The organism is Marinobacter sp. JSM 1782161, from assembly GCF_011421605.1.
GTDB lineage: Bacteria > Pseudomonadota > Gammaproteobacteria > Pseudomonadales > Oleiphilaceae > Marinobacter_A > Marinobacter_A bohaiensis.
The window spans coordinates 1,863,559-1,877,088 of record NZ_WSSA01000002.1 but is presented as its reverse complement, the minus strand read 5'-3'; the positions used below and the strand labels follow the sequence as shown (position 1 = coordinate 1,877,088).

Here is a 13,530-nt window from a genome sequence, read left to right as displayed (position 1 = left end):
TGCGGCCCAACCTTTATAATGACGGCGTGCGGGCGCCGGTCCGTCGCCTGTTTAACCGTCAGCAGAAGGATTGCCCATGCCCTCATCGCCGGGTCGCCCGCGTTCGCTGTTCACCGTCGTACTCCTGTTACTGACGGCGATGTTCGTCTATGCCTGCAGTCAGGTGCCCACCTACGATAACCCGCAGCCGCTGGTGTCCCTGAATCAGACCTACGACTATCAGCAGGACATCCGGCCCATCTTCGAGGCCAAGTGCATCGCCTGCCACGGCTGCTACGACGCCCCCTGCCAGCTCAAGCTGACCAGCGCCGACGGCCTGCTGCGAGGTGCCTCGACGTTACCGGTCTACGATGGCGGACGACTCGAAAACATGACGCCGACGCGTCTCGGCGTGGACGCCCAGACGCCGGCTGAATGGCGCCAGAAAGGCTTTTTCTCGGTACTGCATGGGGATGTGGGCGACGTCGAGTCGGCGTTGGACGGGCGCGACACCTCGGTGCTCTATCAGATGCTCGCCCTGGGCCGTCAGAACCCGTTGCCGGCCAACAGCCGGATCCCGGACGACGTCAACATGGGCATGGCGCGTCCGCAGAGCTGCCCGTCGCTGGTGAACTTCGAGGACTACGCCGACGGGCACCCCTTCGGCGGTATGCCGTTCGCCAGCGCTGGCCTGACCGAGCAGGAGTTCCGGACCCTGGAAACCTGGATCGCCGAAGGCGCGGTGACCGAGCCGGCCGCCTACGAGCCGGGCGACGCCGAGCGCCAGGCCGTGCAGCGCTGGGAGGATTTCTTCAACGCCGGCGGCGAGCGCCATCGACTGGTGTCGCGCTACCTGTTCGAGCACCTGTTCGCCGCGCATCTGAATTTCCCGGACATCGACGGCGCCCATTTCTACGAGCTGGTGCGCTCCTGGACACCGCCGGGCGAGCGTATTCTGCCGGTGGCGACGGTACGCCCCAACGACGACCCGAAGGGCCGTTTCTATTACCGCCTGCAACCGATCACCCGCACCATCGTCGAGAAGACCCACATCACGTACGATCTGGGCGAGACCCGTATGCGGCGCTTCCAGTCCCTGTTCTTCGAGCCGGAGTGGCAGGTGGGCGAGCCGCCGGGGTACGGCTATGAGGCGCGCGCCAACCCGTTCCAGACCTTCGCCGCGATCCCGGCCAGATCCCGCTACCAGTTCATGCTGGATGACGCCGAATACTTCGTGCGCAACTTCATCCGCGGCCCGGTGTGCCGGGGGCAGGTGGCCACCGACGTGATCCGTGACCAGTTCTGGACGGTGTTCGAGGACCCGGACCAGGAAGCCTACGTCAACGACGCTGCCTATCGCGACAGCGTCACGCCGCTGCTGGGTTTGCCGGGGCAGGATAGCGACCTGCTGGCGCTGGGCTCCGAGTGGCTGGGCTATAAGCACAAGCGCAACGACTATCTGGAAAAGCGTGAGGTCCACTACGCCCATCGCAAACCGGACGGCGCGACCCTGGACGAGATCTGGGACGGCGACGGCTGGAACCGGGACGCGCTGCTGACCATCTTCCGTCACCATGACAGCGCGTCGGTGCGGCGCGGTCTGCACGGGCAGGTGCCGCGCACCATCTGGGTCATGGATTATCCGTTGCTCGAGCGCACCTATTACGAGCTGGTGGTGAATTTCAATGTGTTCGGCAGCGTGTCGCACCAGGCGCAGACGCGGCTCTACTTCGACCTGATCCGCAACGGCTCTGAGCACAATTTCCTGCGCTACATGCCGGCTGACGCCCGCCAGCCGATCTACGATCACTGGTACCAGGGGGCAGCGGCGATCAAGAACGCCATCACCTACACCGACCTGGATCGGCAGACGCCGTCCACCCTGGATTTTTCCAGCCTCGGCCAGCAGCCGGACGAGCGCGCCCTGATGACCCGTTTCAGTGAACTGCTGACCCAGCGCGCTGCGGACGTGGCCGGCCCGCCGGATACTCTCAACCGCTGCAGCGGATCCGGTTGCGACCGGCCGGACATCAGTGTCGCGCAACGCCAGGTTGAGGCGATCCTGCGGCCTTTGACCGGGGAAACCGGTGCCACCCTGCCGGCGATCCAGCAGCTTCCCGAAGTCACCTTCCTGCGGATCACCGACGGCGATCAGCGCTGGGTGTACACGCTGGTCCATAACCGGCTGCATGAGAACGTGGCCTTCATGTTTGCCGAAGACAGCCGGCTCACGCCGGAGGAGGACACGGTAACCGTGATGGAGGGAACGCTCGGCAGCTACCCGAACTTCAGCTTTGATATCCCGCTCGAGGACCTGGATGTGTTTGTCTCGGCCCTGCGCCGGGTGGATAGCCGCGATGGATTGCACGATCTGGCCGCGCGCTGGGGCGTACGACGAACCAGCCCGCAGTTCTGGTCGATCCTGGCGGATTTCAGGCGCTACGTGGAGGACACCGATCCGGAGCAGGCGGGGATTTTCGACGTGAACCGATACGAGAATCTCTGATGCTCTGCAAGCAGGTGCTCTGAAAACATTGAGTGCGGCAGGGCCTGCTGGCCCCGCCGCTTCGGTTTGCCGGGTCGCTATCGAGTGGCCATCGAGTCGCTCTCCGCCGTGCTGACCTGGAACTGACTGGTCAGCTGCTTGAGTTTATGGGCGGCGCTGTGGGTGGTCTCCGAACTGGCGTTGAGCTCGGCGATGAGCCGGTTCATCAGGGTGGCGCCTTCGGCCACGCCGGACGTCTGCTGGCTCTGGGACTGGTTGGTCTGCTCGATCCGGGCGATGGCGCCGAACAGGGCCTCCACCATCTGATGCAGGGCGTCGTTGTCCTCGGCGGCGGTCTCGGCCTGTTGCAGTCGTTGCTCCATCTCGCTCATGCCGCTTTCCATGGTGGTCACCGCCTGGCGGGTGTCCTCCTGCACCCGTTGTAGCCGTTCCTCAATGTCCTGGGTTGCCTTGGTGGTACGACTGGCGAGTTGCCGCACCTCGTCGGCGACCACCGCAAAGCCGTTGCCGTGTTCCCCGGCCCGGGCGGCCTCGATGGCTGCGTTCAGCGCCAGCAGGTTGGTCTGCTCGGCGATGGCGCTGATCTCCGCCGCGGTGCGGGTGATTTCCTCGGTGCTGTCGCTGGCGCTGCGGATGCTGCCGGCGGATTTGCTGACGACGTCGCGGATACCCTGGGCCTCGCGGTTGATCATGCCCAACTGGTCCCGCGCCCGGGCCACCACGCTCTCCATGCTGGTGCGCATCTGCTGGGCGGTTTCCGAGGCGTTCTCGATCTCGTGTTGCTGCTGGCGGGCGCCGTCCACCATGCGTTCGATGTCCTGCATCACCTGCTGGATGTTGTCGTCGGCCACCCGATTCTGGTCAAGCAGGTCGTTGCTGGCGGAGCGGGAGTCCGTGGCCAGGGCGATGACCTGACCGACCATACCGTCCAGGCTGTCGATAAAGCTGTTGATCCAGCGCGCGAGGTCGCCGGTCTCGTCCCGCTTCATGGCGGTCACGTCCAGTCGCTGGCGCAGATTGCCGCCGCCTTCGGCGATGTTGCGGATCACGTCCGCCATCGACGCCATGCGATGGGCCAGCGGGCGCGCGCTGGTCAGCCGGAACACGCCGATGCCCAGCAGGGTCAGGCCGACCTGGGCGGCGACGTTGATCCAGAAGCCGACGCCGGTAGACAGCAGGGCGACCTGCACCAGGCACAACAGCGTGGCGAACAGGCCGAAGCTCCGGGTCAGTTGATAGGACACCGAGCGGCGCCGGTAGACTTCCTCCAGATCACCCTCGCACATCATGCCCCAGCGGTCCGGCGACCCTGGCAACTGGAAGGTCACGCCCTTGCCGATGACCGGGAAGTGGCGGTAGTCGGAGTAGCCCGGGTATTTGACGTAGAGGTTGTCGCCCCGGGCGATGGCCTCACGCACGCCTGGGTGCAGCTGGCCGGTGGCCGGGTCGGTGAAGCGGATCTCGAACTCGGTGTGCTCGCGGATGCTGACCACGCCGAAGCCGGTGTCGATCCCGTCCTTGAGATTGTCGCCGTGGCTGAAGGTGGCGTCTTCGAAGCGTGAGCGGGACAGGGCCGCGCCCTGGGGAATCGACGGATCGAACTGACTGTCGATCATGAAGATGTAGTTGTCGCCGGATTCCTCAAACACGTGGCCCGCTTCGCGCTGGATCAGGTCGCTCATCACGTCGTTGGGAATGCGGGCGCACAGCGCGCCGCGTTCGCCGTTGGGTCCGGTCAGCGGCTGGTAGAACATCAGCGTTACCGCGTCGTGGAAGCGGGACGAGGTGGGGCCCAGCTCCAGGGTCACCGGGTCGCGGTAGGGGCCGTGCAGGAAGCGGTCGTTCACCCCCTTGCTGACCGCCTTTTCGTTCAGGTCCCGGGCGCCGCAGCGGCGTTCTGTGGTGGACGCGATGACCCGGCCACTGTCATCAATGACGAACAGTTCGGACACCTCGCCCAGGCGGGCGGCGGCGCCCGCGAGGATATCCCCGGTGGCCTCGGGGAAGCGGGGCTCCAGGCGCTCCCGGAAACTGTCGAGGAAACTCCACTGACTGTCGGCCCAGCGCTGCAGGGCGTTGACCCGGGTCGTGGCGATGCCCTGGAAGACCCGTTCGTTGTTGGCGTATCGGTCCCGGTTGAGGAAACAGGACCAGCCCATGGCCAGTTTGCCCATGCCGCCAAACCATGGCAGCCAGCGGCGCTCCTGGGGTGTCAGGTGCATGGTGTCACTTTTCAGAGTCATCGTGAGATTCGCCTCCCGTACAGCGGACTCGCCGTGGCACCACAATAGGGCGAGCCGGAAAAATCGTCGTGTCGTCGTTGTCATGGCTGCAAGCGCCGGCATTCGGGCGTGCCCTGCAACATGTGAGGCTTTTGCAAACTTCAGGCCGGCCGGAGGATGGCGAAAAATAACGTGACACTCGTCACAAAAATGGGTGTCGAGGTCGGTGATGGTGCAATCGACTAATAATGAAACATCGCGTGATTTATTTTGGTGCGATGGAATGGGGTCGCGGAGGTTGGCCTCGCTCCCGGCATCCGCCAGAATAGCGGGAACGCGAAAGGATTACGGAAAATCACGCCATTTCGCGTATTTGAGGTCGATGTCCGCCGAATCATCCATACTGTTAGGGCGGTCGACCGCCTGCCCGGCGGTCCCGACAGCTGTTGCAAACCGGAATCAAGAGAGCGCGTGTGACTTCCTCCCAGATCAAGGAACGTATCGAGGCCCTGGAACAGTGGGTCCTGGCCAACCCCAATCCGCCCAGGCACTGGCCCTGGACCTGGCTGTATCGCGCCGGGCGGACCGTTTACGCCGTGGCCCGGGACGTCATCAACGGCCAGCTCACCCTGCATGCCATGAGCCTGGTGTACACCACGCTGCTCAGTATCGTGCCCCTGCTGGCGTTGAGTTTCTCCGTGCTCAAGGCCATGGACGTGCACCAGCGCATCCAGCCGTTGCTGTTCCAGTTTTTCGAGCCGATGGGGCCGAAAGGCATCGAGCTGGCGCAGCAGATCCTGGATTTCGTCGATAACATCAAGGTGGGGGTGCTCGGTTCGGTGGGCCTGGCGTTGCTGGTCTACACCGTGATTTCGCTGGTGCAGAAGATCGAGCGCTCCTTCAACATGATCTGGCGGGTGCCGCAGATGCGCTCCATGGCCCAGCGCTTCAGCAACTACCTCAGCGTGATCATGGTGGGGCCGCTGTTGATGGTCAGTGCCATCGGCATCTCGGCAGCGATCTTCTCGTCCACGGTGGTCCAGAGCCTGATGGCGGTTGAGCCGTTGGGGTCGGTGGTGGTTTTCCTGAGCCGCTTCACACCGTTCTTCCTGGTGGTGATTGCGTTCACCTTCACCTACGTGTTCATGCCCAACACCCGGGTGCGGGTACGCTATGCGCTGGTGGGCGGACTGCTGGCCGGCATCGCCTGGCAGGCCGGGGGCTTCCTGTTCGCTTCGTTCGTGGCGGGGTCGGCCAAGTACGCGGCCATTTACTCGAGTTTTGCCATCGGTATCGTGCTGCTGATCTGGCTGTACCTGAACTGGCTGATCCTGCTGATCGGCGCCAGCGTGGTGTTCTACCTGCAGAACCCCGGTTCGGTGTCCAAGCGTTACCGGGTGCGGTTCTCTCCGGAACTGCAGGAGCAGGTGGCGCTGGTGATGATGTGGATGGTGTGCAAGCCGTTCAGCGAGGGGCGGTCGGCGCCGCAGCAGGAGGCACTGGAACAGCAGATGGGCGTGCCCGCGGAAGTGACCCGCCGGGTCAGTGACAAGCTGATTCGCGGCGGCGTGCTCAACCTCGCGGGCGCCGGTGGCGACGGCCTGGTGCCCGCCAAGGACCTGGACCTGATCACCGTTGACGAGATCCTGCATGTGGTGCGGGCCGACGAGGAACACCTGGTGCGGCGCCTGCCCCGGGTTTTGCCCGAATCCCTGAAGGCCCGCGTCAGCCGGGATGCCCGTACCATGTCCGAATTGGTGAAGGGCCCGCCGGCCTGACGTCCGGCTTCAGGTGCGCTGGGCGTCGCGCAGCATGTTGAGGAGGAGGGCGCGGATGCGCTCGAACTCGTCCGGCGCGAGGGCGAGCGCCTCGACCAGGACGTCCTCCGGCAGGTTGCGCTGGTGGGCATCGCGCAGTACCTCCCGGGTCCCCAGGATCATGCCGTCGTTGAGCGGTGTGTGGGTGCGGCCCCGCACCGGGCGCTCGGTGCTCAGCAGGTGGGCCTGGTAGCGCGGCGGCAGGTTCCAGGCCACCGCCAGCAGGCGGGTCACGGTCCAGTCGTTGGCGCGCAGCGCGGCGTGGATCACGGCCGGCTCCGGCGCGGCGCCGTCCTGGCGCTCGCGGTAGAGCCGCACCACTTCCCGGTACAGGGTCAGGTGGGCCATGGCCGGAATCAACCCCACCAGGAAGAAGGCGTTGCCGTCGTCGCCCCGGGCGTTGGCGATCAGTTCCGCCGAACGCGCGCAAGCCAGGCCCCAGCGCCAGACGCGCTGGGCGAACAGCGCCTCGTGACTGTTGCGGGCGGTCATCATCGGGCGCATCACCGCCGCTGCAGCGACGCTGCGCACGCCGTCCAGCCCCAGCCGGAAGATGGCCTGCTCCACGGTTTCGATGAGGTGTTCGCCGGGCCGAAAAAACGGGCTGTTGGACATGTGCAGCAGCTGGTCGGTCAGCGCCGGATCCGCCAGGATGATCTCCGCCAGTTCCTTGCGACTGACGTCCTCGTGGGTCAGCGCCCGCAGCAGCATGGGCAGCACGTTGGGCTGACGCGGCAGTTCGTTGAGGGCGCCGCTGCGTAACTGGTCCGCGAGAGCGGTGAGGACGACCGGCGTCATCGGTGTGTCGCGCTCGATCGTGGCGGGTCCGGCGTCCAGCAGCCAGCAGAAGAGGTGGTTTTCCAGTTGATCCAGGGCGCTGTGGGAAGGCTGGTTGTCCGGGGCGGGCCCGTCCGGTGCGTCGGGCTTTGTATCGAGAGGCGGCGCGGTTTCAGGAACCGACGCCGGGATCTTGGGTTTCAGCCAGTTGAACAGGCGCCACATTCGTTGGACCTCGGAAGCCTTTATTGCTCTTGTCAGCCACTGGTCGGCAACCGCCAGCCGCTGTTTTCAGGATAGCATCGCGAACGATTCGAATCGTCACAGTCCGTCAAATAGTGCGACAGATTCTGCGTGCGAACAATGCGGCTTCCGGCTAATCGCGCCCACTCAGAATCCGGCCAGGCGCTCCCCGAAGACAAACACGAACTGAGCCACACCCGCCGCAAAACCCAGGGCGGCCCCCACCAGGATCAGCTTGATCTCGTCTTCCTGGAAGCAGGGCCGCAGCAGGTCCTGGAACTCTTCCGAGCTGAGCGCCACCATGCGCTCGACCATGATGCTCTCCACCGCCTCGGCGCGGTCTTTCTCGAACACCGGGTTGTTGAAGGAGGTGGCGGAAATCTGCAGCGCCTTTTCACCCACCTGCTGCTTGAGGGTGGCGAAGCCGGTGGGCCCGAAGGCCATCTGGGTCAGGGCTTTGCCCATGCCGGCGGTTTCGTCCACCAGCGGCTTGATGTGCTTCTTCACCATGTTCTGGGCGCGTGCGCCGTTGGGGCCGTTGAGCACGGCGTTGATGATGTTGCCCACGGTCAGGATTTCATGGGTGACGATGTGGCAGAAGGAATCGGCCACTTCGCGCTGGCGCTTGAGGAACAGCCCCTGGATCCGCACCGGCCCCACGGTGTGCTCATGCAGGGGGCGGAAGATCACGTTCAACGCAATCCAGTTGGTGGCCCAGCCCACCAGCAGACCGAAGAACGGGAGCACCCACCAGGCCTGGTAGACGTACCACACGGCCATCTGCACCAGGCCGAAGAGGAAACCGAAGTAGAGGCCTGAATTGACGATGAAGCGGAACTCCTTCTCGCCGCACTCGAGGAAGATGCGGTTGAGCAGGCGCTTGTCCCGGGCCAACTGGTCGATGACCATCCCCTTGATGTCCAGCAGCCCCTCGATGTTGGCGGAGAGGTCGTCCACCAGGTTGCCGACCAGGCCGGGAATGGCCTTGCGCACCCGCTCGTACACCATGTTGCGGGCGGACTGGGGCAGATTCTCCCAGAAGGTGGGGTACTCCCGCAGCATGAGCTCGTCGACGTATTCCTCGGTGCGCGGTTCGACGGTCTGGATCACATACTCGCCCAGTACTTCCGGGTCGATCTGCTGGAAGATCTCCTGCACCGTGCCGATCTTGGAGATGGTCGCGTCCACGCTCTTGGCGGCCATCTTGCGCGCCTTGGAGGGGATAATGCCCTGCCAGCCCCAGATGGGCCGCGCGCCGACGAATTCCAGCGGGTAGAAGGTCATCTTGATGGCCAGCCAGTTGGTGACCCAGCCGATCAGCGCGGCAATCACGGGAATGCTGAGGTATTGCCAGAACTCGGGGCGGTGCAGCAGGTCGGTCATGAAGCGTCTCGTCGGTCCGTGATCGTTCTGTCTCTTTGCGTTCTTCTGGTTCGGCGCCGCATCGTTGTAGCTGCGCAGCCTGGGCCGGAATCATCTTCTGTGGCCCCCGGGCCGGTGTCAATGACGCTGCCGCGTCGCATGCCGGTCAGCAGGATCAGTGGCCGGAGGGCGACTCCGCTGCCGCGTCCCGCCGCAGGCGCGCGGTAGCGCTTTCGATCAGCGACAGCAGCACCGGCACCACCAACAGGATCAGTACCGTGCCCACCGCCAGGCCGAAGGCGATGCTGACCGCCATGGGGATCAGGAACTGGGCCTGCAGGGAGGTTTCGAACAGCAATGGCAGCAAGCCGCCGATGGTGGTCAGGGATGTGAGCAGGACCGCGCGCAGGCGCTGGCAGGCGGCTTCCACCAGGGCTTCCCGCGCCGGCATGCCGCCCTCGCGCAGGGACTGGTAGAAGGTCACCAGGATGATGGAATCGTTGATGACGATACCCGACAGCCCGAACATGCCGAACAGAGACAGGATGGTCAGGTCGATGCCCAGCAGCAGGTGGCCGAGAATGGCACCGCACAGACCAAAGGGAATGGCGATCATCACCGCCAACGGCCAGCTGTAGGCTGAAAACACCCAGGCCAGGATGATGTAGATCAGCGCCAGCCCGATCGCCGCCCCGGACAGCATGTCTTCACCCGTCTCCCGCTGTTCCTCGGCCTTGCCCTCGAAACGGGTAAGCACGCCGTAGCGACTTTGCAGTTCCGGGATCACGTCCGCCTGCAGGTCCGCCACCACCTGGTTGGCGTTGGTGACTTCCGGGTCCACATCGGCGGTGACGTGGACCCCGAGCTGGCCGTCGGTGTGCCGCAGCAGCGCCAGCCCGCGACGGGATTCCAGCCGGATGATGTTGGCCAGCGGCGTGGTGGCCCCGTCGGGTGTGACGATGGGCAGGGTGTCCAGGGTCTGCTGCAGATCGCGTTCCCGGCGCGGCAGCATGATGCGCACTTCCACCTCGTCGTGGCTGTCGTAAAACACCTGCAATAGCTGCCCGTCCAGCGCCGCGCGCATCTGGCGGCCCACATCGTCGACGGTCAGCCCCAGGGACTGGGCCAGCGGCGTCAGGGTGAAGACATACTGCTGTTTGCCCCACGGCAAATCATCGAGGATGTCGTTGAGACCGGAGTAGCCGCGCAGGGAGGATTTCAGGTCTTCCGCCGCCTGTTTCAGGGTGCTGGCGTCGGCACCGGTGATGAACACGTCCAGCGGCTTGCCCGGCGGGCCGCCCTGGGGGCTGGTGATCGACAGTTGCTCGATGCCCGCCCGCTGCGGAAGGGTTTCGCGCCAGGCGCCGATGAACTGCGGGTTGCGCACCTCGCGCGCATCCGGGGCGATCAGCTCGACGGATACCATGGCGTACTGCTCGCCGCGTTCGGTGCTGCGCCCGCCGTCGAAGGAACCGCGATTCATTTCCAGCACCGCCACCTTGACCAGATCGTCGTCCCGGTCGCGGCCCGTCTTGAGTCGTTCGTTGGTCTGCCAGAGAGCCTCTTCCATGCGCCGGCCGTAGGCTTTCACCTCGGAAGGCGGTGTGCCGGCGGCGAACTTCACGCTGGCGACGATGCGGGTGGATTCCGGCGTGGGGAAGAAGGTGAAGCGCACGTGGCCGGTGGCCACCACGGTCACACACAGTCCCAGTACACAGGCGGTGGCCACCAGCACGGTGAGGCGGTTGTTCAGGCTCCATTCGGCAAGCGGCCGGAACCGGTGGTCGCGGAAGCGGTTGAAGGCACGATCCAGTCGCTCGCGTAGCGGTTTGTCGCGGCGATGGTGGTGACGCTGGAAGGTCGCGCGCAGGTGGCCCGGCAGGATCAGGAAACTCTCGATCAGCGAGGCGATGATCACGCAGATCACCACGAACGGAATGTCCCGCAGGATCTGGCCGATGATGCCGCTGACCAGCATCAGCGGCAGAAAGGCGGCCACCGTGGTCAGCGACGAGCTCATCACCGGCACCAGCATCCGACGGGCGCCGCCCTCGGCGGCCTGCAGCGGGCCTTCGCCTTTCTGGTAGTGGGTCATGGCGTCTTCAGCCACCACGATGGCGTCGTCGACGATGATGCCCAGCGCCATGATCAGCGCAAACAGGCTGACCATGTTGATGCTGCCGCCGTTGAACCAGAGGATCGCCAGGGTGCCCATGAACGAGATGGGAATCCCCGCCGCCACCCAGAAGGCGATGCGCCCGTTGAGGAACACGAACAGGATGCCCACCACCAGGATCAGCCCACCGAGGCCGTTCTTGAGCAGCAGGTTGATGCGCTCGACGATCAGCTCGTAGTTCTCGTCGAACGTGATCAGCTGCACGCCTTCGGGCAGGTCGGGGCGGGTCTGATCGAGCCAGTCGAGCATGGTGCCGGCGGAATCCAGGGCGTCGCTGGTCTCCGCTCGCTGCAGCTGCATCAGAACGGCGGGCTGGCCCTGGTAGAACACTTCCACCGCGTTATCCTTGGGCCGCAGCGTTACATCGGCGACGTCGCCCAGGGTCAGGCGTCGACCGTCGGCGGTGGTGATGATGGGCATGTCCAAAAACTGCGATGCCGTACGGCCTTTCTCCAGACTGCGGATCTCGCGGGCGGATTCCTCGTCGCCGACGGTGCCGGCGGGGATGTCCTGGCTCTGTCCCACCACGCGCTGGCCCAGCTGCGGCAGGGACAGCCCAAGATCGCCGATGGCGGCGCTGGGCACCTCGATGGCGATTTCCCGCTCCGGCAAGCCGGTCATCTCCACCTTGGCCACGCCCCGGTCGAGCAGCTCGTCCTCGAAGCGGTAGGCCAGCGGGCGCAGGGCCTCCAGCCGCACCGGGCCGGTCAGGATGAGGCTGGCGATGGGCTCGTTGCGGATGTATTTGCTGACCTCCGGGCGCTCGGCGTCGCTGGGCAGGTTGCGGACCAGTCCGACGTGTTCGTTGACCTGATCCAGAGCGATGCCCATGTCCGAGTTTTCTTCATACTCGATCACGATGCTGCTGTAGCCCACCGACGAGGTGGAGCGCATTTCCTTGACGTTATCGAGGTTGCGCAGCTCCTGCTCCAGCGGTGTGGTGATCGACCGTGCCACGTCCTCGGCGCTGGCACCGGGCCAGACCACGCGCACGGTGATGAAGTCGGTGGCGAAGTTGGGGAAAAACTGGCGGTTGAGGCCCGTCAGCGCGTAGATGCCGGCCAGCAGCAGGATCAGCATCAGCAGGTTGGCGGCGACCCGGTGCTGGGCGAAACGGCCCAGCAGGTCGCGCCGGTGGAGGCCGTGCGGATCAGTCACCGTCCGTCTCCGGGGACCGCACATCCACCCGCAGCCCGCCGATGGCGTTGGGCAACTGGGTGGTGAGGATGCGGTCGCCGTCGGTCAGGTGCGACGAGCGTATCAGCAGGTGCTGGCGGTCGCTGTTGAAGTGGGTGCCGACGACCTCCACGTCCAGCGATTCCAGCCGTCCCTCCTGGATGCGGAACAGGGTGCGCTCGTCGTAGAGCGCCGCGACCGGCACCGAGAACAGGTCCGGCTGCGCGGGTAGCTCCAGGATCACGTCCAGGGTGCGGTTGAGGGCGGCGTCGGGCGTCTCGCCGCGAAAGCGGAACAGGGCGTCCACGCCGCCGGCACCGCGGTTGACCTGTCCGGACAGGCGTTGCAGCGTCAGGGGCCGCGTGTTGCCGCCCAGCTCGGTGGTGGCGCGCAGGGATTGCCCCGCAGCCAGGGCCGACTGGATCGGCCCGATGTGCGGCATGGGCACCTGGGCGCGGATTTCCAGGGCGTCGTCGGCGTAAAGACTCAGCAGCGGTTCGCCGGGCCGGACCCGTTCGCCGGGGCTGACGTCGATGGCGGTGATTACCCCGGCAAACGGGGCGCGAATGCGGGTGCGATCGAGATCCAGGCGGGCCTGTGACAGCAGCGCCTGGGCCCGCTCCAGCCGGGCCTGCAGGGCCTTGAGGCGGCTGTCGTGGTTGGCCACCGCGAGCTCGCGGTTAACCAGCGAGATCTCCGCCGCCTGCACCGCTTCCCGGGTCTGATCCATGCGCGCCTGGCTGTTCAGGTTGGACTCCGACAGTCGCTGTTCCCGCTCCAGCGAGCGTTGCGCCAGAGCCACCAGCGAGCGTTCCCGTTCCAGCAGGCGCTGGTCGGCCCGGTACTGGTTGCGTTCCTGCTCGATCTGGCTTTCCAGTTCCGCCACGTCGGCCTCGCGCTGGTCCACCAGCAGGCGCACTTCGGCGGCGTCCAGCTCGATCATGACGTCGCCCTGGGTCACGCGCTGGCCTTCCAGCCGGGGCAGCCGGGCGACGTCGGCGGTGACCGCCGCACTCAGGGTCGACTGGAACGGGGTTTCGATGCGGCCCAGCAGGCGCAGTTGGGGGGAGCGGGAAGCCGATTCGATGGTGGCGGCCTGGACTGGCCAGCTTTTTTCAGCGGCCGGCGTTTCCGGTGGCGAGGGGCGCGTGGCCACCAGCAGCGCGATCACGGCGCTGGCGATAACGACCAGCAGCAGGGGCAGCAGGTAACGCTTGCGGCCCGATGTATCCATGGACTGTCGCACGGACGGATCTCTCTGCAACGATGGCT

General features: G+C 65.5%; 7 protein-coding genes. 2 read left to right on the top strand and 5 right to left on the bottom strand.

The genetic code is table 11. The annotated features are described in order from the left end of the window. Positions 1-76: 76 nt before the first annotated feature. Entirely contained in the window at positions 77-2,485 is a 2,409-nt protein-coding gene (locus GQB00_RS08330) for a fatty acid cis/trans isomerase (protein WP_165855886.1), read from the top strand. A gap of 77 nt (positions 2,486-2,562) precedes the next feature. Here GQB00_RS08330 and GQB00_RS08325 read toward each other — a convergent pair whose 3' ends face one another. Then, the gene (locus tag GQB00_RS08325; RefSeq protein WP_165855885.1) at positions 2,563-4,728 is read right to left on the bottom strand and encodes a methyl-accepting chemotaxis protein; all 2,166 of its coding nucleotides are present in this window, start codon (positions 4,726-4,728) and stop codon (positions 2,563-2,565) included. Between the two features lie 452 nt (positions 4,729-5,180). Here GQB00_RS08325 and GQB00_RS08320 point away from each other — a divergent pair, with 452 nt between their 5' ends. After that, a complete protein-coding gene (locus GQB00_RS08320) occupies positions 5,181-6,485 on the top strand; it encodes a YihY/virulence factor BrkB family protein (protein ID WP_111494712.1) in 1,305 nt (434 codons plus the stop codon). A 9-nt stretch (positions 6,486-6,494) separates the two neighbouring features. Here GQB00_RS08320 and GQB00_RS08315 read toward each other — a convergent pair whose 3' ends face one another. The 4 genes from GQB00_RS08315 to GQB00_RS08300 form a co-directional block, all read right to left on the bottom strand. Continuing rightward, a complete protein-coding gene (locus GQB00_RS08315) occupies positions 6,495-7,526 on the bottom strand; it encodes an HDOD domain-containing protein (protein WP_165855884.1) in 1,032 nt (343 codons plus the stop codon). Between the two features lie 165 nt (positions 7,527-7,691). Further along, positions 7,692-8,927 (bottom strand): DUF445 domain-containing protein, encoded by a 1,236-nt coding sequence (locus GQB00_RS08310; protein WP_165855883.1) that lies wholly within the window; start codon positions 8,925-8,927, stop codon positions 7,692-7,694. Between the two features lie 154 nt (positions 8,928-9,081). Next, a complete protein-coding gene (locus tag GQB00_RS08305) occupies positions 9,082-12,240 on the bottom strand; it encodes an efflux RND transporter permease subunit (RefSeq protein ID WP_323127257.1) in 3,159 nt (1,052 codons plus the stop codon). Then, entirely contained in the window at positions 12,233-13,492 is a 1,260-nt protein-coding gene (locus GQB00_RS08300) for an efflux RND transporter periplasmic adaptor subunit (protein WP_165855881.1), read from the bottom strand. Before GQB00_RS08300 ends, GQB00_RS08305 begins: the two co-directional genes overlap by 8 nt. Between the last annotated feature and the right edge of the window lie 38 nt (positions 13,493-13,530).